Below are 21,195 nucleotides of genomic sequence, written 5' to 3' on the forward strand. Positions count from 1 at the left end.
TCACATGCGATTTACTTACCGCCGACCAAGGAGGCACAGATCATGGGGGATCTAGCAATAGATTTCTGTGGGGAATGGTACGAACCATCCGACGAGGACATCTTCGACATTGGCCGTGAAGGTGACTTGGAGGTGGACGACAACCCATACCTGCACCGACGCTTCCTGCAGATTGCCCGCTACGACGGAATGTGGTGGCTCAGCAACGTGGGCAGCATGCTGTCGGCCACCATTGCGGACGGTTCCGGCGGGATGCAGGCCTGGCTTGCGCCCGGTGCGCGGATCCCGCTGGTGTTCAGCCATACCAACGTCATTTTCACTGCCGGTCCCACTACCTACGAGTTCGCTGTCCATTTGAAGACTCCCTCCTTCAGGCATGAGGCCCGCGACGAGGACCAAGCGGGGGACACCACCATCGGCCCCGTGGTGTTCACCGACTCGCAGAAGGCGCTCATCGTTGCCTTGGCTGAACCCATGCTGCGACGCGAAGGAACGGGCTTCAGCGCCATTCCATCCTCTGCGGAGGCTGCGAAGCGGCTCGGCTGGGCGTTGACGCGCTTCAACCGCAAGCTGGACAACGTGTGCGACAAACTGGACCGCGTCGGCGTCGTTGGGCTGCGAGGTGGTGCAGGGAAACTCGCCACGAATCGCCGCGCGCGCTTGGTGGAGCATGCCGTGACATCGCACCTGGTGACCCCGGCAGACCTGCACCTCCTTGAAAAAATGACTGGAGTCGACGAAGGATGAAGTTTCGCCTGACCTTGCGGCGTGACCCTGCGGAAGCAAAGGACCTCGCCGTGACGGTGGATGGTCGTGCCACCGTTGCTGACATCGCCACGGAACTCTGGGCCGCTGACCCCGTACGCAAGGGGACCGAACCGCCGTCGAACCTGTCCATCAGCGTGGACGAAGCGTTCGTTGGCGGAGGCCTGTCCGGACATGTCCTGCGGCCCACCGACAACCTGCTCGAGTCCGGGCTGCGGCCCGGTTCCAAGGTTTCGCTCGCGCAGGTGAGCGAACAGTTCGCCTCGAACGGCCACGCCGCCGGCACCAACAGGGGACCGGCCGCGGCGACGTTGCGCGTAATGTCAGGGCCCGACGTCGGACGCGAATTTTCGCTGCCTTTCGGCACCAGTTACATCGGCCGGGACAGGGACGCCGACATCCGGCTGTCCGACCCGCTGACGTCCAAGCGCCATGCGCGCGTGACGGTGGGCGAAACCGTGGAGATCGTGGATACGAACTCCGCCAACGGCCTCCTGATGGACGGCCTGCCCGTCACGCGGGCAACGCTGCAATCCTCGGACACGGTGACCCTGGGCGATACCACTGTGGGAGTGGTTGCCTTGTCGCGGAACCACTCCGGCGGCCCGTCGTCGCCGTTGGTGGACTTCAACCGTTCGCCACGCGTGCTGCCGAGGTTCGAGTCTCCCAAACGGGTGCCGCCGGCCGGTCCCAAGCGACCTGAGCACCAGCCGTTCCCGTACATCATGCTGGTGGCGCCGCTGCTGATGGGCGGCGTGCTCTTCGCCGTGACCCAAAACCTGCTCTCCGTCCTCTTCATGGCCATGATGCCGCTGTTCATTGTGGGCCATTATGTGGACCACAAGATGCAGAGCAAGCGCCAGGCGAAGGAAGGCCACAAGCAGTTCAAAGCTTCCATGCTGGCGTTCCGCGAGGACATTGACCGGCAGCAGAACATCGAGCGGGCCGTCAGGCTCCAGGAAGCACCTTCGGTGAGCGACACCGTGGACGCGATCTACAAGCTTGGCCCGCTCCTGTGGACCAACCGTCCCGAGCACCAGCACTTCCTGGGTGTCCGGTTCGGGTTGGGCTCCGCACCGTCGCGGATCCCCTTCGACGAGCCTGGCGCCAACGAGACCGAACCCCAATACATGAGGGAAATCCAGGACTGCCTGCGGGAGGTACGCGTCATTGGCGGCGTACCGATCGTGTCGCAGTTGCGGACCTCGGGTTCGTTCGGCGTGGCAGGGGACCGCAATGTGGTGGACGACGTCGCCAGGGGCATGGTGCTCCAGTTGGTAGGCCTCCACTCGCCGGCCGAGGTTGTCCTGACATCGTTGACCTCTGCCCGTTCCCGCGAACGCTGGGACTGGTTGCAGTGGCTCCCGCACGTCGGTTCAGGCCACAGTCCACTGTCCGGCGACCACCTCGCCGCGGGCCCCGGAGCCGGTGCCGCGTTGCTGTCCCGCCTCGAAAACCTCGTGGAAGAGCGCGAATCCATGGCGAAGGAACCGGGCCCGCAGCCGCGGCCCGGGCTCAAGGACGAGCACGAAGAAATCCCCGGCCCTGTGGTTCCAGCTGTCCTGGTGATCGTTGAAGACGATGCTCCTGTGGACCGCGGACGCCTCACGCGCCTGGTGGAACGCGGACCCGACTACGGGGTTCACGTTATGTGGGTGGCCGCCAACGTTCAGTCCCTCCCGGCGGCCTGCCGCGACTTCCTTTCCGTCGACGGCGACCACGGCACCACCACCGGTCAGGTCCGACTGGGCCGCCACACCTACCCGGTGAGCTGCGAAAGCCTCGATGCGGACCTTGCCACGCAACTGGCTCGCATGATGTCGCCGCTGGTGGACGTCGGAAACCCGCTCGACGACGACTCCGACCTCCCGCGGGCCGTCTCCTATGCCACGTTGATCGGCAAGGAGTTGATGGACAACCCGCAGGCTGTGGCCGAGCGCTGGCAGGAGAACAACTCCGTCCACGCCACAGCAGTACCCAACCGCAAGGACAGCGGCAGCCTCCGTGCCTTGGTGGGTTGCAAGGGCGTGGAGCCGTTCTACCTGGATCTGAAGAACGAAGGACCGCACGCGTTGGTGGGCGGAACCACTGGTGCCGGCAAGTCCGAGTTCCTCCAGTCCTGGGTGATGGGCATGGCCGCGGCGTACAGCCCGGACCGGGTCAGCTTCCTGTTCGTGGACTACAAGGGCGGCGCGGCGTTCGCTGACTGCCTGCACCTGCCGCACACCGTGGGCTTGGTGACGGACTTGTCCCCGCACCTGGTCCGCCGGGCACTGACCTCACTGCGCGCAGAACTCCACTACCGTGAACGGCTCCTGAACCGTAAAAAGGCCAAAGACCTGCTGGCGCTCCAGCGTGAAGCCGATCCTGAGGCGCCGCCCTACCTGATCATCATCGTGGACGAATTTGCGGCCTTGGCTACCGAGGTTCCCGAGTTCGTCGACGGCGTGGTGGACGTCGCCGCCCGAGGCCGATCGCTGGGCCTGCACCTGATCCTGGCCACCCAGCGCCCCGCCGGTGTCATCAAGGACAACCTGCGCGCCAACACCAACCTCCGCGTCGCGCTCCGGATGGCCGATGAAGTGGACGCAACCGACATCCTGGGAGTTCCCACCGCAGCCTACTTTGACCCCTCCATTCCGGGCCGTGGCGCGGCGAAGACCGGCCCCGGGCGCATTCAGGGGTTCCAGACCGGATACGCCGGTGGCTGGACCACTGATAAGCCACAGCGCCCCCGGATCGACATCGTGGAGATGGCCTTCGGCTCCGGCCCCACCTGGGAACCGCCGCTGGTGGCCCAGGTGGAGGAAGAGCCGGCGGGACCGAACGACATTGCTCGGATGACCGGAAACATCATTCGCGCCGCCGATGTCCTCTCCATCGAGCCTCCCCGGAAGCCGTGGCTCAATGAGCTCGCGACGACGTACGACTTCTCCAAGCTCCCCAACCCGCGGACGGACGAGCGACTCCTGCTGGGTGTCGCCGACGATCCCGCGCACCAGGACCAGCCCACCGTGTTCTATGAACCGGACAAGGACGGCAACATGGCCGTTTACGGTACGGGTGGATCCGGGAAGTCGGCGGCGTTGCGCAGCATCGCCATCGCCGCGGCGGTCACGCCCCGCGGTGGTCCCGTGCACGTCTATGGCATCGACTGCGGTTCATCAGGCCTGAAAATGCTGGACGGCCTTCCGCACGTTGGCGAAATCATCAACGGCGACGACGTGGAACGCGTGGGCCGCCTGCTGCGCTGGCTCAAGGAAGTAGCCGACGACCGGGCAGCCCGGTTCGCGGAGGTACGTGCCTCCACGATCGTCGAATACCGGCAACTGGCCAACCGGCCGGACGAGAAGCGGATCTTCATCCTGGTGGACGGCATGTCCTCCTTCCGGGAAGGGTACGAGTACAGCAAGCTGTCCGCGCTGTGGGATATCTTCCTGACCCTGGCCACGGACGGCCGTCCCCTGGGCATCCACCTGGTAGTGAGCGGTGACCGCACCAACTCCGTTCCGGCGTCGCTCCTTGCTTCGATCCAGAAGCGGTTGGTCCTGCGCCTCAGCTCCGAAGACGACTACATGACCCTCGACGTCCCCAAAGATGTCCTCAACGCCGCTTCGCCTCCCGGGCGCGGTTTGCTGGATGGTCTCGAAGTCCAGTTGGCCGTGCTGGGCGGCAACTCGAACCTTGCCCTGCAGGCACGCGAAGTGGCCAAGCTCAGCCAGGCGATGCTCAGGCAGGGACTCGAGCAGGCACCGCAGATCCAGCGGCTTCCGGAACTGGTGGACCTGGACATCCTGCCCGCCGGCGCTCCGGACAACCCCGTCATTGGTGTCGACGACGAGACGCTGGGTTCGGCGGCCATCGCCGCCAAGGGGTCCCTCCTCCTGGCCGGCCCTCCGGGTGCCGGACGCACGGTCGCCTTGGTGACACTGGCTTACGCCCTGCGGCGCTCCAACCCGCGGACGGACCTCATCTACATCGGCTCGCGGCGCTCAGCGGTTGCCTCCCTGAACATCTGGAGCCGCTCGCTCGTGGGGCCGGACGAGGTCTCGGACGTCGTGGACGACCTGATCGACAAGGCCTCGGACAACCCTGGCAGCATGGCCATCTTCATCGAGGGCCTGACGGAGTTCACGGACACGCTGGCAGAATCCGGTGTCGGGCGCCTCGTCACGGCGGCCATCAAGGCCGACCAGTGGGTTGTGGGCGAGTCCGAAACGTCCACGTGGTCCCAGGCATGGTCCCTGGCGCAGCCGTTCAAATCCGGACGCCGCGGACTGCTGCTCAACCCTGGAGACGTGGAGGGCGACAGCCTCCTCAACACCTCCTTGGGCCGCATCAGCACAGACTTCATTCCGGGTCGCGGATACATCGTGGGACGTGGAAAGGTACGCAAGCTGCAGATCGCGATGCCACCGGAAAACCGAAGCTAGGATTTGCGGCGGCGCGGGGGGATATAGGAGGATTTCTCGAAACACCCCCAAACCGGGACGCCCCAACGCCCCAACTGAGGTTACCTTCATGCGACACTCCGTTGTCCCTGCCGTTCTATTGGCCGCCGGCCTGCTGCTGGCGCCCGCCGCCGCTGCGCAAGCTGCTCCCTGCGACAGGAATTTTTCCTGTGCTCCCAGCGAGGGGGCCGACGACCCGTTGCCGACCCAGCCCGCACTGGCACCGGAAGCAGACAAGAAACCGACGCCCAAACCGGAACCGACCCGCGTGCGGGAAACCCAGATAGCGCCTGCACCGGCGCCAACGGTGGAGGCACCGCGCCCAGTGGTGACCCAGGCCCCGGCGAAGGTGGCGCCCCAACCGGCCAGTCCGGCGTCGAGCCCGTCCGAAGCAGCGCCGACCCCCGAGGCCACCGTGGCGTCAGCGACGCCGTCGGCTACTCCGAGCGCCAGTGCCACCTCAGCCAGCCCAAGTCCGTCGAAGTCCTCCAACTGGAACACCCCGGTGGACAAGGGCCAGGAAACGCAGGCAGCTGTGCTGGCATCCAACTCCATCGAGGGACCCAACATGCTGGGCCTGTTCGGCATTCTGGGCGGCGTCCTGATTGTGGGCCTGGGTGGCCTGGCGTTCGCGCTGTGGAGCAAGAACCGGCTCTCGTCGCACTAGCCGCACCGCAATAATGTCGTTGGCTTGCGGCAAGATAGACCTGTGAGCACACCAGAAACTGCGAATCCGGTAGAAACCACAGGTGAAGAGGCGGCTGCCGCCGTCGTGGAAGCAGAGGGCACTCCTCCTTCGGAGTCGTTGCGCGATGAGTACGAGCAACTCGCCGACCTCGTCCGCAAGTACCGGTATGCCTATTACCAGGAAGACTCACCCACGGTATCCGATACCGAATTTGATGAACTGTACCGGCGTCTGGAGGAGCTGGAAGCACTTCACCCGGAACTTGTCTCGAATGACTCTCCCACGCAGGAAGTCGGTGGTGAAGTCTCCTCGGCGTTCGCTGCAGTGGAGCACTTGCAGCGGATGTACAGCCTGGATGACGTCTTTTCATTGGACGAGCTCGAGGCCTGGGTCCGGAAGGCGGAAGCATCCGTGGCGAAGCTCGGAGATTCGGTACCGCCCATCGCCTGGCTGACCGAGTTGAAGATCGACGGCCTTGCCGTGAACCTGCTCTACCGGGACGGCAAACTGGTCCGCGCGGCCACCCGCGGCGATGGCACCACCGGCGAAGACATCACCCACAACGTCCTGACCATCAAAGAGATCCCCAGGGAACTCAGCGGGTCCGGATACCCGTCGGAAGTGGAAATCCGGGGCGAAGTCTTCATCCCCTCCAAGGCATTCGTTGAGTTCAACGAGACCCTCGTGGCCGCGGGCAAAGCCCCACTCGCCAACCCCCGCAATGCAGCCGCCGGTTCCTTGCGGCAGAAGGACCCGGCAGAAACTGCCAAGCGGCCGTTGAGCATGTACGTTCACGGCATCGGCGCCCGCGAAGGACTTGAGGCCAAGAGCCAGTCCGAAACGTACAAGCTCCTGGAGGCATGGGGGCTGCCGACCAGCCCGTATCTCAAGGTCCTGGAGTCCTTTGAAGAGGTCCTTGGGTTCATCGCGCACTACGGTGAGCACCGGCACGACCTCGCACATGAGATCGATGGCATCGTGGTCAAGATCGACGACTTCGCCACCCAGCGCGCCCTTGGCTACACCTCCCGGGTCCCCAGATGGGCTGCTGCGTACAAGTACCCGCCGGAAGAAGTCCACACCAAGCTCCTGGACATCGCAGTCAACGTTGGCCGCACCGGCCGCGTGACTCCTTTCGGATTGATGGAGCCCGTGAAGGTGGCAGGCTCCACGGTGGGCATGGCTACGCTGCACAACCAGGACGTGGTCAAGGCCAAGGGTGTCATGATCGGCGACATCGTGATCCTCCGGAAAGCCGGCGATGTCATCCCCGAAATCGTGGGCCCCGTGCTGGCATTGCGCGACAAGCAGGACCCGCCGGTCCGGGAATTTGTGATGCCCACCGAATGCCCTTCCTGCGGCACCCCGCTGGCGCCGGCCAAGGAAGGCGATGTGGACATCCGATGCCCCAACGCGAAGTCGTGCCCGTCGCAACTGCGTGAGCGCGTGTTCCACCTCGCGGGCCGTGGCGCTTTCGATATTGAAGCTTTGGGTTGGGAAGCAGCCATTGCTCTCACACAGCCCGCCGAGCCTGAGACGCCACCGCTGACCAGCGAGGCGGGACTCTTCAGCCTCACGCGCCAGGACCTGGCTGACGTCCTGATCCGCAGGGAGAAGCGTTCCAAAGGCGTGGGTACGGGTGAGTACGAACTTGTTCCGTACTTCTACACCAAGGGCACGGCAAAGTCCCCGTCCAAGCCAACGGCAACCACGGAGAAACTGTTTGGGGAGTTGGACAAAGCCAAGAAGCAGCCTCTCTGGCGTGTTCTGGTAGCGCTCTCCATCAGGCACGTGGGACCAACGGCTTCGCGGGCATTGGCCACGGCTTTCGGGAGCATGGATGCCATCCGCAACGCCACGGAAGACCAGATGGCCCACGTTGATGGAGTTGGCCCCACCATTGCGGTCGCCCTCAAAGAGTGGTTCGCCGTGGACTGGCACAACGAGATCGTGGACAGCTGGGCTGCCGCCGGTGTGCGGATGGAGGACGAGCGGGACACCTCCATGCCCCGGACCCTGGAAGGCCTGACCATCGTTGTCACCGGTACTTTGCCCACCTACAGCCGCGACGAAGCCAAGGAAGCCATCATCATCCGTGGCGGGAAGGCGTCAGGCTCTGTTTCCAAGAAGACCAGCTACCTGGTGGCCGGCGAGAGCGCCGGAACCAAGCTGGACAAGGCAGAGCAGCTCGGAGTTCCCGTCCTGGATGAGGACGGATTCCGTGAACTCCTTGCCAACGGGCCCGCAAAGGCTGAGGCGGACACCGACGCAGCAGCTGAAGCAGACGCTGCCGAGGCGGTCTCCGAATGACGGACGTGACGGAGCTGTTGGCCGTAGCTAAACGTGCGGCTGCGGCTGGGGCTGCAGTGCTTGCGCAGAGGTCCGTTGGCGGCACGGGCGGCGATGGGCTGGAAACCACCAACAAGGGCGAGGCCGGAGACTGGGTCACGGCCTTTGATGTCGCAGCGGAAAACGCGGTCCGCGAAGCCATCCTTGCAGAGCGTCCACATGACACCATCACGGGGGAGGAGCACGGCACCACGAGGCCCGAACAGGCTTCAGGGTACCGATGGTCCATCGACCCCCTGGATGGCACCACCAACTTCATCCGCAACATCGTCTACTACGCCACCTCGGTTGCGGTGGCGGATTCCGACGGCGTCTGGTTGGCCGGCGTCGTTCACGCGCCAGCGCTGGGGCGCGTCTATTCGGCGGCCCGCGGCCAGGGAGCATGGTTGGAGGCGGCCGGAGAGACCGCACAGCTGGCGGGTCCCGTTCCTGGGCGCAAGGGACTCATCCTGGCCACGGGATTCAGCTACGATCCCGCTACCCGCGCAGATCAGTCAGCTGGGCTCGCTGAGCTCATGGACGGTTTTGCTGACGTTCGACGCCTGGGATCGGCTGCCCTTGATCTCTGTCTGGTGGCCGACGGAACGTTTGACGCCTACGGCGAACGTGGCCTGAACGAGCACGATTTCTCCGCCGGTGCATTGATCGCCGAAGAGGCAGGGTGTTGGGTGCGCCGGCCCCGCCTGGCGAGTCCGCTGGACGGAGGTCCCAGCACCGAGGACCGCCTGGCTGCCTGGATGTGTGCCGGGGCCTTGGAACTCTCCGGCAAATTCCCTCTGTGACCATCAGTTCCGTAACCATCAGCCCGTGATCAAAACACTCGCCATCGCCAATTACCGGTCCATCCGGGACCTCGCTATTGAGCTGCACGGCCTGGATATCGTGACAGGGGCCAACGGCAGTGGCAAGTCCTCGCTGTACCGCGCGCTAAGGCTGTTGGCCGAGTGTGCCGGGGGAGATTCCGGAAACGTGGTGGGCTCTTTGGCCCGGGATGGCGGTTTGGCCTCCACACTGTGGGCTGGGCCGGAGTCCATCAGCGAGGCCATGCGCCGTGGTGAAGTCCCTGTCCAGGGAACTGTCCGTCGGGAGTCCGTGAACCTGAAACTGGGTTACTCCGGTGACGACTTCGGATACTTGGTGGATCTGGGCATGCCAGTGTCCAGTGGCGCCGGATTTGACCAGGAAACCGGCCGTTCCCGCCCGTCGGCGTTCAGCCTGGATCCAGAGATCAAGCGGGAGCAGGTCTTCTCAGGGCCCGTAGCGAGGCCAGGTTCGCTGTTGGTGGACCGCAAGGGAAGCCTGGCCAAGTTGCGGGGACCCGATGGCGGGTGGACGGAGTTGTCCCGGCGGCTGGACACCTTCCAGAGCATGCTGACGGAAGTGTCGGACCAGGACCGGGCGCCTGAGGTGCTGCGGGTCCGGGATTCGGTACGTTCGTGGCGCTTCTATGACCACTTCCGAACAGATGCCGAGGCGCCGGCGCGTCAAGCACAACTCGGGACACGCACACCCGTGCTGCACCACAGCGGCAAGGACCTCGCGGCCGCTCTCCAGACGCTGCGGGAAGTGGGCTTCGAACGGCAGTTGGATGCCGCCGTCGATCATGCTTTTCCCGGGAGCCGGCTGGAGATCGCGGTCAGCGACGGCCGTTTCAGTGTTGAGTTGCGGCAGCCTGGCATGCTGCGGCCCATGAAAGCGGCCGAACTCTCGGACGGGACACTGCGGTTCCTCCTACTGACAGCTGCGTTGCTGACCCCGCGCCCACCCGAGTTGATGGTCCTCAACGAACCCGAGACGAGCCTGCACGTTGACCTGATGCCGGCACTGGCCGGACTGATTGTCCAAGCCAGTGCCAACAGCCAGATGATCGTGGTGACGCACTCGGAGGCGCTGCTCAAGGCGCTGCGGGAGAGTGGAGCCGCGCATGAGCATGAGCTCTACAAGGACCTCGGCGAGACCAGGATCAAAGGTCTCGGCTCGTTGGAAGGTCCGTTGTGGAGCTGGCCCAAACGCTGAAACACGCCCCGCTGGGACGCTACCGAGAGGAACGGCGACGCCGGGCCGGGTCAGTCAGCCACACCGGCTCATACCCTGCATCAGCGGTGTTCAGGGTGGTCCCCGGCGGTACGATCTCATCGATCCTGTCCAGGACATCGGGGGACAGGGTGAGCTTGTCCGCCCCGATGGCTGCCTCCAGGTGTGCCAGCGTACGCGGCCCGATGATCGCCGAGGTCACTGCCGGGTGTTCCAGCACGAAGGCCAGGGCGAGATGGATCAGTGACAGCCCCGCTTGCTCGGCCAGTTCGGTCAACTCGAGGACGGCCTTCGTCTTCAGGGCGTTCTCAGGCAGGTTCGGATCGTGCCGGGCTGGCTGGCGTCCCGCGCGGCTCGACGGAAGATGACCGCCGTCGGACTTGATCCTGCCGGATAACCAGCCTCCGGCGAGTGGGCTCCACGGAAGTACCCCGAGCCCGTGCTGCTGTGCCAGCGGCAGCACCTCACGTTCAGCGCCGCGGGCAATGATGGAGTACGGCGGCTGTTCGGTGACCGGTCTTTCACGGTGGCGTTCGCGTGCCACGTATTGGGCTTCGACGATCTGGCCGGGCAGGAACGTCGACGTACCGATATAGCGGATCTTGCCTTGGGTGACGAGGTCGCTGAGGGCACCCAACGTCTCGTCGATATCCGTGTCGGGTTCGGGCCGGTGGACTTGGTACAGGTCGATCCAGTCTGTTTGCAGCCGGCGCAGGCTGTCCTCGACTTCACGGATGATCCAGCGGCGCGAATTGCCGGCCTGGTTCACGTCGTCGCCGAGGCGCCCGTGGACTTTGGTGGCCAGGACAACCTGGTCGCGCCGACCCTGAAGGGCCTTGCCCACGATCTCTTCGGACTCGCCCTGGGAGTACACGTCGGCCGTGTCCACCAGATTGATGCCGGCGTCCAGCGCCCGGTGGATGATGCGGATGCTGTCGTCATGGTCAGGGTTGCCGATGGCCCCGAACATCATGGTTCCCAGGGTCAACTGGCTGACCTTGACCCCGGTGCGCCCGAGGTTCCGGTACTCCGTCATTAGAACGCCGAACCGATGGACGCGAGCTGCTGCGCGGCGGATCCGGCAAACCGGTTCACGGGACGGGCAAGTCCGTAGTGCCCGCGAAGCGTGGAGGCGGTGTACTCCGTGCGGAACAGTCCGCGTTGCTGGAGGATCGGCACCACCTGGTCCACGAAGATTTCCAGTCCCGAAGGGAGGACCGGCGGCATGATGTTGAAGCCATCTGCGGCGCCGGCAAAGAACCAGTCCTGGATGGCGTCGGCAACCTGCTCGGGTGTTCCGGAGAAGGTGCGGTGCCCGCGTCCTCCGCCCAGGCGGCCGATCAGCTGGCGAACAGTGAGTTGCTCCCGGCGGGCCAGCTCCACGATCAGCGTGTAGCGGCTCTTGGCACCCTCGATATCGTCCTCGGAGGGAAGGTCCGCAGGCAGCTGGCGGTCCAGCGGGAGGTCTTCGGGCTTCAAGCGCAGTGTCTTGGCCAACTGTTCCCGGGCGTATTCAGGTTTGATGAGTTCGTCGAGTTCCCGCTCAAGCTTGAGCGCTTCGGCTTCCGTGGAACCGATCACCGGGACGATGCCGGGCAGGATCTTGATGCCTTCCGGGTCGCGGCCCACGGCTGCTGTACGTGCCTTCAGGTCTGAATAGAAAGCCTGCGCGTCGGCCAAGGTCTGGTGCGCGGTGAAGACGGCTTCGGCGTACTGCGCCGCCAGCTTCTTGCCGTCCTCCGAAGAGCCGGCCTGCACGATCAGCGGGTGGCCCTGGGGTGAGCGGGGGACATTGAGGGGGCCACGAACGCGGAAGTGCTTGCCCTCGTGCTCTATGGCCCGGATCTTGTTGTCGTCGCCCCAAACGCCCTCGGCCTTGTCCGCGAGGACGGCGTCATCGTCCCAGCTGTCCCAGAGCTTCTGCGCGACCTCGATGAACTCGGCTGCCCGCTCGTAGCGGACGGCGTGGGCGGGCTGGTCATCGACGCCGAAGTTGCGTGCGGCGTCCGGTCCCGCCGTCGTGACGACGTTCCAACCGGCGCGGCCGCCGCTGACCCAGTCCACCGACGCGAAGCGGCGCGCGAGGTTGAAAGGATCGTTGTAGGTGGTGGAGGCGGTGGCGATCAGGCCGATCTTCTGCGTTGCCGCAGCGATTGCGGTCAGCAGTACCGTGGGCTCCAGCTTGCCGGCGGGCCGGCGGCCCACCTCGCCGAAGAGGACAGGGGAGTCCGCGAAGAAAATGGAGTCCAGCTTTCCGCGTTCGGCAGTGCGGGCCAGGTGTTGGTAGTGCTCCACTTTGGTGGAGGACAGCGGGTCGCTTTCCGGCAGTCGCCACGAGGCTTCGTGGTGGCCTGTGCTCATGAGGAAGGCGTTCAGGTGGAGGTGGCGCTGTGGTTCAGTCATGGGGTTTCTCCTTGTTTCGAAATATGAGGGTTCAAGCAGCAGCGTGGACGCCGAGGGCTTCGAGCAGTTCGCCCCTCAGCGAGGAATGGTCGACGGCGGACCCGGCCTTGCGCTCCAGTGCGACGCGGCCGTCCTGGAGGACAATGACTCGGTCGGCCAGGGTGATGGCCTCGTCCACGTCGTGGGTGACGAGCAGGACAGCCGGCCGGTGTGCGGCCACGAGGTCCTTCAGGAGCGCATGCATCTTCAGGCGGGTGAGGGCATCGAGGGCCCCGAAGGGTTCGTCGGCCAAGAGAAGCTTGGGTTCACGAACCAGCGACCTCGCCAGTGCGACGCGTTGTTGCTCCCCGCCGGACAGCTCATGAGGCCACGCTTTTTCGCGGCCGGAGAGTCCCACCTCGGCGAGTGCGCGGCGGCCGCGGGCATCGGCGTCGTGGTCCCGGAGGCCCAAGGTGACGTTGCCCAGGACGGTGTCCCACGGCAGCAGCCGTGAGTCCTGGAAAACCACCGAGACCTGCTCCGGGACTTTCACCACGCCGCTGCCGCGGACATCGTGGTCCAGCCCGGCGAGGGCGCGGAGCAACGTACTCTTGCCGCAGCCGCTGGGACCCAGGAGCGCGACGAACTCACCCGGCGCGATATCAAGGTCGACGCCGTTCAAGACGCCTTTAGGGCCGAAACTGCGGATGAGATTGCGGACCGAGACCTCGGAGGACGGGCCTAGCCCGCCAGCGTTCGTTGCCACGACAATGCCTTTCGTTCCAGGAGCCGGACGGCTGCATCGGAGAGGAGGCCCAGGACGCCATAAACCGCAAGGCCCAGGACGATGATGTTGGTTTGGCCGTAGGTGCGGGCGAGCTCCATCATGTAGCCGATGCCACTGGTGGAGTTGATCTGTTCCACCACCACCAATGAGACCCAGGCACCCGTGACGGCGAAACGGAGCCCCAGGAAGAATCCCGGCAACGCTCCCGGCAGTACCACGCGGCGTAGGAACCCTGCCCGGCTGAGGCCAAGGGATTGTGCAAGCTCCACGTACCGAAGGTCGATGCCCCGCAAACCGGCATGTGTTTGTAGGTAGATGGGGACGAACACGCCCAGGGTGATGGTGAGGACCTTCATGGTTTCGTCGATGCCGAACCAGAGGATCAGGAGCGGGATCAGGGCGAGGCCGGGAATGGCGCGTTTGATTTGTACAGGACCATCGATCAGGGATTCGCCCACGCGGCTCAGCCCCGACAGCACCGCAAGCACGGCACCCACCACGATGCCGAAGAACAGCCCCAAGCCGGCGCGCTGGGCCGAGATCGCCAGGTTCTCCTGCAGCCGTCCGTCGGCGATCAACTCGCCCGCCGTGGACACCACGGTCCACGGCTCGGACAGGATCCGGGGATCCAAGAGGCCTGTCGCGGAGGCAACCACCCACAACAGGATCAGTGCGGCAGGGCCCACCACACCGGCAAAACGGCGACGCTTCCCAGGTCCCAGGCGACGGCTCGTCGGGCGGACATCGGGACGGCTGGTTAAAGCCGGGTCGAGATGAGGTTCGACGACGACACCCTGGTGAGTGCCGGCGTCGCCCTTTGGCCGGGGAGCGGCGATGGTGGCCGACCGCCGTGCAGCAGTGGTGGTCATGGCTAGGCTCCCTTCCCTGCCGCGGCGTACGCCGTGCCGCCGATGGCCTCAAAGCGGAGGTCATACAGCTTGGCGGCGTCCAGCTTTGGTTTCTTCTGCTCCCTTGAGAGGAGGTCGATGGTCTGCTGGTGCCGGGCAATCGCGTCGGTCCACGTCGTCGGAAGGTCGCGCTCGCCGGCGGCATCGATCAGGTATTGTCCATCCTCGGCGGAGAGTCCTTGGTTCTTGATGTAGTAGCCCTCCAGCCATTCCTTGGGATGGTCCTGGATCCATCGCTGGGCTTGGCCCCAAAGCTCGACGTATTCCGCCAGCGCGGCCGCTTTGGCCGGGTCGTCCAGCACTTTCGCCGGAGCGTAGAGGTGCCCGGGGTCATCCCGAAGGCCATGCCGGAGCGTGGTTCCGCCGTCGGGGCCATACTTGGCCAGATACCGCTTGATCTGGACACCACCGAGCGGGGCGGCATCCACCTGCTTGCTGGAGAGGGCCGTGGAGTAGGTGTCCCCGGTGCTGGGTAGTTCCACCAGCTTCACGTCGCTCTGCTGGAGTCCTGCCTTTTCGAGGATCCGCAGCACCAGGGCACCCTGCGCCTGGCCGGGGCTGTACGCGATCTTCTTGCCACGCAGGCCTTGAAGGTCGGTGATGCCGGCGTCCGGGGCGACGCCCAGTTCGTACAGCGGGTGGTTCACAGCGTCCTGACGGTAGACGCTGGCGACGATACGGACATCCAATCCGGTCCACGTGGCATGGATCGGGGGGATGTCGGCCACTGAGCCCACGTCCAGGGCGTTGGCCCGGAACGCTTCGGTGGTGGCGGGGCCGCCGGAGATGTTGGCGAATTTCACCGGGAAACTGAGCTTCTTGTCCAGTCCGGAGAGTTCCAGCGCTACCTGCACCGTGGGGTCGCCGACCACCAGGGTGGTGCCATCGGGGACACTGGTTGCCAACGGCGCAGTGACTTGGGCGGCCTGCGTGGCTTCGCCGCCCGCGGTGGCTGCTCCGCCGCAGGCAGTGAGCAGTCCGAGGGCCGGAATTGCGAGAAGGGCGCCGAGGAAGTGTCGGCGGTTTGGCGCGGTTTTGGGGAGATTTTGGGCGCGAAGGGACGCGGGGGACATGTAAAGCCTTTCAGGTGCGTGAGTGTTCGCTGGTGGCCCGGAGCCAAGGGCATCCACGGGGCAGCGGTGTAGATCGCTTAGTTCTGAAGGCGGGGCGGACAGCAGGAGTGAGCCTGCGTGACGCGTGCACGGGGATCGGTCTGGGGCATCGTTCCTCCATTTCTGTATCCACGGGTTTTTGCGGCGGTGGCATGTGCCGTGTGGCAACTCAAGCACGCCCGCGACGCCCTGCGCCAGCGTTCCGACATGTGCCCGCAACAGCACGAAACCGGGGTTCACCCCAAGCAACGGAACTCCATCGGACGCCACGGGAGGCAACACAAAAGCAGCCCGCCGGTTGTCCATCTGATCAACGGAACGCGCTCAACCGCCGTCGTGCGCTCCGAACGTGACTGATAGTTCCATCACGGAAAGGGGCTTTTGGCACGGTGCGCAGGTGCGCCGCGACTACCATTGGTAGGTGCTTTCGCCGATTACCGTCCGTCCCGCCCTGCCCGAAGACTACGACGCCGTTGCCCGCATTACGCAGGAGTCCTACGTCACCGCGGGGTACTACGGCGACGCCGACCACCCGTACCTGCAGAAGCTCCAGGACGTGGCCGGCCGCGCGGAGCACGCTGAGATCCTGGTGGCGGAGCGCAACGGCGAAGTCATCGGATCTGTGACGGCAGCTCCTGCCGGTGGCGGCTTCTCGGACATTGGCCTCGAGGACGAGCTGGAACTCCGTACCCTGGTGGTGGATCCGGCAGTCCAGCGCTCCGGCGCGGGCCGTGCGTTGGTGCAGGCCGTCGTCGACCAAGCCAGGGCCATGGACGGCATCAAGGCCGTCTCCCTGACCACTGGCGCAACGTGGGAAAGCGCCAACGCCCTGTACGCACGTACCGGCTTTGACCGCGCGCCACACCGCGACTGGTTTGTCCCCGGCACCGACATAAAGCTGTTCGTTTACCGGCTGGACCTCCCGCAGTCATAAAGTTTCCTTCGTAAACGCCGGTCACCGGGCCGGGCAAAGCGACAGGAAAGGCGCGGCATGCGCAAGACATTCGGCACGGGTTCGGTCTGGGAACAGACCCTTGGCTACTCCCGCGCAGTCCAGGTGGACAACACGCTCTTCATTTCCGCCACGGCAGCCAGCGGCCCCGATGGAATTGTTGGCGACGATTTCTACTCGCAGACCAAGTACATCCTCGAGAAGCTCGGCGCCGTCTTGGAGGAAGCCGGCTTCTCCTATGAAGACGTGGTTCAGTCCAAGCTGTACCTGACGGACATCAGCAAGTGGGAAGACGCCGGCCGTGCGCACGGCGAGGTCTTCGGCGAGATCCGTCCGACGCTCGCCCTGGTGCACGTCCTGCCGTTCCTCGACCCGGAAATGCTCGTCGAGATCGAGCTGGTGGCGCAGAAGTCCGCGTAGCGCACCCAACTGAGTCGCATTTGTGCGCGTTATGAGCCCTCAAAACGCGGACAAATGCGACCTGCTTGGGTCAGCCCGGGATGCCGTAGCGGTGTTCCGGGCGGCCCGTGCTTCCGTACCGCAGTTGGATCTCGACGGCGGCATCGTCCGCGAGCGAGGACAGGTACCTTTGCGCCGTGGCGCGGGAAACACCCACCCTCTCCGCGACTTCGGCGGCGGAGTACTGCTCACCGGGAAGCAAGGATTCCAGGACCGCCGCTTCCGTTGCCGACCGTGGTTTGGCGGAGGGGGTGACGTCGCCTGGAATCAAGGAGCGCTTGGCGCGTTCAATGGTTGTCTGGTCCACGGCGGTTTGCTGTCCGAGGATCCGGCGATATCGCGCATAAGACCTCAGCTGCTGGGACAAGGACTCGGCAGTGAAGGGCTTGAGCATGTACCCCAGGGCACCGCGGCGCAGGGCCACCTTGATGGATTGCGCGTCCGAGGCGGCAGTGAGCATCACGGCGTCGACGTCCAGCTGGCCCAGCAGGTCCAAGCCCGAACCATCCGGCAAATACACATCCAGCAGCACCAGGTCCGGGCGAAGGCTGTGGATCGCCTGCAGCGCTTGGGATACCGATCCTGCCGGTGCCAGGGCCATGAAACCCGCCACGGAATCCACATAAGCGGCGTGGAGCCTTGCGACGTGGAAGTCGTCATCCACGATCAACACCCTCAAGTCCTCAGCCACTGCTGTCCTCCCTCAACGTTGAGTTCGTACCGGCATCCATCGCGCCGGCCGAATCCATGACCCCAGGGATGGTGGCCATGAATACGGCGCCCGGACCGCCAGCGGTGCCGGATTCCAGTACGCGCACATCTCCGCCACGTCGCCGCGCAAGCTGCCGCACCAAAGCCAGTCCCAAACCTTGTCCAGCCCCCGAGCGTACCGGTTGTTCCGCCTTCGTAAATCCCTCGGCGAAGACTTCCTCGGGTTCCAGGCTCCCCAAACCGTCGCCCGAGTCGCCCACCACGATGTGCAGGGTGCCGCCGTCCTGGACGCCCTGTTCAGTGAAGTCGTCCAGCACCTCGACTTCCACCCACCGTTCCGTGGCGGAACCGGCGACGGCGGCACTCACCGCGTTGTCGATCAGGTTCCCGAGCACCGTGGTCACGTCCTGTGGATCGGCAACGTGTCCGCGGACCAGTGTCTCAGGCCCGATGCGCAGGGTAACGCCGCGCTCGGAGGCCTCCACGCCCTTGGCTCCAATGAATGCCTGTAAATAGGCGTCCTGGAGGAGTTCAGCCTGCTCAACGGGGAACTTCAACGGTCCCGTAGCGGAGATCCGGGCCAGATACTCCTTGGCGGAGTCGTGCTGGCCGATGCTCATGAAGCCGGCGATGGTGTGGAGTTGATTGGCGAACTCGTGCCGCTGCGCACGCAAGGCAGTGGACATGGTTCCCACGGCGTCGAGCTGGCGGGTGAGCTGCTGCAATTCGGTGCGGTCACGGAGCATGACCACCCAGCCAAGATCCTCCTTGCGGTGCCAGGCCTTGCGCGCGCTGGCCACCAGAACGCGTCCGCCTGCAACGATCTCCACGGCCTCTGCATCGCGGGCCGCCGGCTGGGTGAGCTGTTTGAGTTGCTCGGGAACAGCAGCGGAGGCCCAGTCCTGCCCCGTGGAATCGGGCATGTCCAGGAGCCGGGCTGCTGCGGCGTTGAATACCGAGATCCGTCCGTCTGCCGCGATGCCGATAACTCCGTCATCCACGCCCTGGAGCACGGCTACTTGGTCGTGGACCAGCGTGCTGATTTCCTCGGGTTCCAAGCCCAGAGTGAGGCGTTGCAGGCGGTGGCGAAGCAGGAACGAGGCCAGCACGCCTGCCAGGAGTGCGCCGCCCGCGGTCAGGGCAATGGGCACAATGTCGCGCGCCAGGCTGTTGCTCAGCGACTCCACGGAATAGCCAACACTGACTTCGCCAACAATCACCCCTGAGCTCCCTGGGGCGTAGACCGGCACTTTCGCCCCGGCAGACGGCCCCAGCGTGCCCGTATTGCGCGTTGTGATTTCTTCACCGCCCAGTGCCACGGACGGGTCGGTACTGACCCGTTCACCAAGCCGTGCCGTTTCGGGGTGGGCCAGCCGCAGGCCGGTTTCGTCGGTGATGACCACGAACAAGGCGCCAGTACGAACCCGGACGGCTTCGGCCGCCGCCTGCAAAGGACCGGCGGCGAGGACTTCCGGGGGAGGCGTTCCCTGTTCCTTGCTGATCTCCTGGACGCCGGCCCGGATATCCGGATCCGCGGCAACCGTCCTGGCCAGGGTGAGTGCTTGGTTCTCGGCTTCCGTGCCGATCCGTTCGTAGACCAGCCAGCCGTGGACAGCACCGCTGAGCAGAACCACCAGCAAGACAACTCCCAATTGGAGGAGAAGTGTTTGGGTGGAGAAACGCATACCAACCCTGCTGAATCGCGGCACCCTCGCTCCTTTCCTCCAGCTCCATTGAAGCACTGAGCACAATGCGCAAAACGTTCGCAACGAGCAGTATTCCCAACAATTCCCGGAAACCCCGGCCAGTGACGGGCGCCACCATATCGTCTGTAGTGCGCATCACACCGACGTGGCGCCATTCACAGTAGTAAGGAGCCGGCCGTGCTGGTTTTGCTTGGATTCGCAATGATTGCGGTATTCATGGTCCTGATCATGACCAAAAAATTGACGCCCGTCCTGGCGCTGATCATCGTTCCCACCGTCTTCGGCTTGTTTGCCGGGGCGGGCCTCGGCATCGGCGACATGGTGATGGACTCGATGAAGTCCATGACATCCACGGCCGCGCTCCTCATGTTCGCCATCATCTACTTCGGCCTGATGATCGACGTCGGACTCTTCGACCCCCTGGTGAAGTTCATCCTGCGCAAGTTGGGCAACGACCCCGCCAAGGTTGTCCTCGGCACCGCGATCCTCGCCGCAGCAGTCTCCCTGGACGGCGACGGCTCCACCACTTTCATCCTCACTACTGCTGCGATGCTCCCCGTCTACCTGCGGCTCAAGATGAGCCCCGTGGTCCTTACGTGCGTCGCCGGCCTCGCCAACGGCACCATGAACATCCTGCCGTGGGGCGGTCCCACGGCCCGCGCAGCCACCGCGCTGCACCTGGACGTCAACGATGTCTTCGTCCCCATGGTCCCCTCGCTCATCGTTGGCCTCATCGTTGTGTTGGTCTTCGCATGGCTGCTCGGGCTGCAGGAACGCAATCGCCTCCGCACCACCGCCCCTGAGATCTGGGGCGACGTCGCCGATCCTTCGGAAGCGTTCGACGGCGGCACTGGCCGCGGCGGTTCTGTCGCCGCCGGTTCGGGCTCAGGTAAGGGCCTCTTCGGTTTTGCTCGCAACAGCTCCACCACCCCGGCAGGCAAGCCGGGCACCGGCGGAGGCTCCGGCGTCGCGGTCCTCGAAGACCCGGCCACCTTGGTGGACGACCACGACACCGCCATGGCGGACACTGCACTTGACCCCAACCGCAAGACCCTCCGGCCCAAGCTGTTCTGGTTCAACCTTGGCCTGACAGTCGCCGTCATGGTGGTCCTGGTAGCCAACATCGTTCCGCTGCCGTTCGTGTTCATGGTCGGTTCCGCTATCGCCCTGCTGGTCAACTTCCCCAAGGTCAAGGATCAGGGGGCCCAGCTGATCGCGCACGCACCCTCGATTGTCGCCGTCGTCAGCATGGTCATGGCCGCCGCAGTCCTCACCGGTGTCCTCAACGGCACCGGCATGGTCAAGGCAATGTCCGAGTGGCTGGTCCAGATCATCCCAGCCGACATGGGTCCGTTCATGGCGGTCATCACCGGCCTGCTCAGCATCCCGATGACCTTCTTCATGAGCAACGACGCCTTCTACTTCGGAGTCCTTCCGGTGCTCTCCGAAACCGCAGCGCACTATGGCGTAGATGCCGTGGATATGGCCCGCGCCTCCATCACCGGGCAGCCCTTCCACCTGCAGAGCCCCCTGGTTCCAGCGATCCTCTTGTTGGTATCCCTCGCCAAGGTAGACCTGGGCGACCACCACAAGAAGGTCCTCTGGCGCACGGCCGTGATCTCGATCGTGATGCTGGCAGTGGGCGTCCTGACCGGAGCCATCGGCATCGGCTGACCTGCCGGGCAACACCCCAACCCGGGTGCGCCGAAACGCAATCCGGTCCAAGCATCCTCCCGGGGCGGCCTGAAATGGCCGCCCTCCGGTGCAAAAGGACCCAGACACCCTCTGCGTGCTGCTCCTTCGTCGCTTTGACGCACGCTTCCGGATGCCTGGGTCCTTTTGCGAGAGAGGGGCACCCGCTTCAGTCCGCACAACAAAGGAAGCCCCGCCC

The 21,195-nt window shown here is 64.9% G+C and carries 16 protein-coding genes; 9 read left to right on the plus strand and 7 right to left on the minus strand.

Annotation, left to right across the window (positions count from 1 at the left end; all coding sequences use genetic code 11):
• Positions 1-42: 42 nt before the first annotated feature.
• The 6 genes from GVL04_RS21890 (at position 43) to GVL04_RS21915 (ending at position 10,269) form a co-directional block, all read left to right on the plus strand.
• Positions 43-747 (plus strand): hypothetical protein, encoded by a 705-nt coding sequence (locus GVL04_RS21890; protein ID WP_159708468.1) that lies wholly within the window; start codon positions 43-45, stop codon positions 745-747.
• Complete coding sequence (locus GVL04_RS21895; RefSeq protein ID WP_159708470.1) at positions 744-5,198, plus strand: FtsK/SpoIIIE domain-containing protein; 4,455 nt, start codon at positions 744-746, stop codon at positions 5,196-5,198. The genes GVL04_RS21890 and GVL04_RS21895 overlap by 4 nt, the downstream gene beginning before the upstream one ends.
• Positions 5,199-5,286: 88 nt before the next feature.
• Positions 5,287-5,883, plus strand: coding sequence for a hypothetical protein (locus GVL04_RS21900; RefSeq protein WP_159708472.1), 597 nt, complete (start codon positions 5,287-5,289; stop codon positions 5,881-5,883).
• Positions 5,884-5,925: 42 nt separating this feature from the next.
• Entirely contained in the window at positions 5,926-8,214 is a 2,289-nt protein-coding gene (gene ligA / locus GVL04_RS21905) for an NAD-dependent DNA ligase LigA (protein WP_159708474.1), read from the plus strand.
• A complete protein-coding gene (locus tag GVL04_RS21910; RefSeq protein ID WP_159708476.1) occupies positions 8,211-9,035 on the plus strand; it encodes an inositol monophosphatase family protein in 825 nt (274 codons plus the stop codon). Before ligA ends, GVL04_RS21910 begins: the two co-directional genes overlap by 4 nt.
• A gap of 25 nt (positions 9,036-9,060) precedes the next feature.
• Positions 9,061-10,269, plus strand: a complete 1,209-nt coding sequence (locus tag GVL04_RS21915) for an AAA family ATPase (RefSeq protein ID WP_159708478.1) — start codon at positions 9,061-9,063, stop codon at positions 10,267-10,269.
• A 19-nt stretch (positions 10,270-10,288) separates the two neighbouring features.
• On the opposite strand, the gene GVL04_RS21920 is transcribed toward GVL04_RS21915, so the two are convergent.
• Genes GVL04_RS21920 through GVL04_RS21940 form a run of 5 tightly spaced genes read right to left on the minus strand, consistent with a single transcriptional unit; the run spans position 10,289 to position 15,437 of the window.
• Complete coding sequence (locus GVL04_RS21920) at positions 10,289-11,323, minus strand: aldo/keto reductase (protein WP_159708480.1); 1,035 nt, start codon at positions 11,321-11,323, stop codon at positions 10,289-10,291.
• Positions 11,323-12,690, minus strand: coding sequence for an LLM class flavin-dependent oxidoreductase (locus tag GVL04_RS21925; RefSeq protein ID WP_159708482.1), 1,368 nt, complete (start codon positions 12,688-12,690; stop codon positions 11,323-11,325). The genes GVL04_RS21920 and GVL04_RS21925 overlap by 1 nt, the downstream gene beginning before the upstream one ends.
• 31 nt (positions 12,691-12,721) lie before the next feature.
• Positions 12,722-13,435, minus strand: a complete 714-nt coding sequence (locus GVL04_RS21930; protein ID WP_159708484.1) for an ABC transporter ATP-binding protein — start codon at positions 13,433-13,435, stop codon at positions 12,722-12,724.
• The gene (locus GVL04_RS21935; RefSeq protein WP_159708486.1) at positions 13,411-14,325 is read right to left on the minus strand and encodes an ABC transporter permease; all 915 of its coding nucleotides are present in this window, start codon (positions 14,323-14,325) and stop codon (positions 13,411-13,413) included. The genes GVL04_RS21930 and GVL04_RS21935 overlap by 25 nt, the downstream gene beginning before the upstream one ends.
• A 2-nt stretch (positions 14,326-14,327) precedes the next feature.
• The gene (locus tag GVL04_RS21940) at positions 14,328-15,437 is read right to left on the minus strand and encodes an ABC transporter substrate-binding protein (RefSeq protein ID WP_159708488.1); all 1,110 of its coding nucleotides are present in this window, start codon (positions 15,435-15,437) and stop codon (positions 14,328-14,330) included.
• Between the two features lie 460 nt (positions 15,438-15,897).
• Here GVL04_RS21940 and GVL04_RS21945 point away from each other — a divergent pair, with 460 nt between their 5' ends.
• Positions 15,898-16,410: a GNAT family N-acetyltransferase gene (locus GVL04_RS21945; RefSeq protein WP_159708490.1), complete on the plus strand. Its 513-nt coding sequence runs from the start codon at positions 15,898-15,900 to the stop codon at positions 16,408-16,410.
• A gap of 57 nt (positions 16,411-16,467) precedes the next feature.
• Positions 16,468-16,848: a RidA family protein gene (locus GVL04_RS21950; RefSeq protein ID WP_159708492.1), complete on the plus strand. Its 381-nt coding sequence runs from the start codon at positions 16,468-16,470 to the stop codon at positions 16,846-16,848.
• A 70-nt stretch (positions 16,849-16,918) separates the two neighbouring features.
• On the opposite strand, the gene GVL04_RS21955 is transcribed toward GVL04_RS21950, so the two are convergent.
• Positions 16,919-17,578, minus strand: a complete 660-nt coding sequence (locus GVL04_RS21955; RefSeq protein WP_159708494.1) for a response regulator — start codon at positions 17,576-17,578, stop codon at positions 16,919-16,921.
• Entirely contained in the window at positions 17,571-19,283 is a 1,713-nt protein-coding gene (locus tag GVL04_RS21960; RefSeq protein WP_159708498.1) for a sensor histidine kinase, read from the minus strand. The genes GVL04_RS21955 and GVL04_RS21960 overlap by 8 nt, the downstream gene beginning before the upstream one ends.
• A gap of 198 nt (positions 19,284-19,481) precedes the next feature.
• On the opposite strand from GVL04_RS21960, the gene GVL04_RS21965 reads away from it, so the two are divergent.
• Complete coding sequence (locus GVL04_RS21965; RefSeq protein WP_159708496.1) at positions 19,482-20,978, plus strand: CitMHS family transporter; 1,497 nt, start codon at positions 19,482-19,484, stop codon at positions 20,976-20,978.
• Positions 20,979-21,195: the final 217 nt, after the last annotated feature.

It is taken from the genome of Arthrobacter sp. 18067, from assembly GCF_902706295.1.
Classification (GTDB): Bacteria; Actinomycetota; Actinomycetes; order Actinomycetales; family Micrococcaceae; genus Arthrobacter.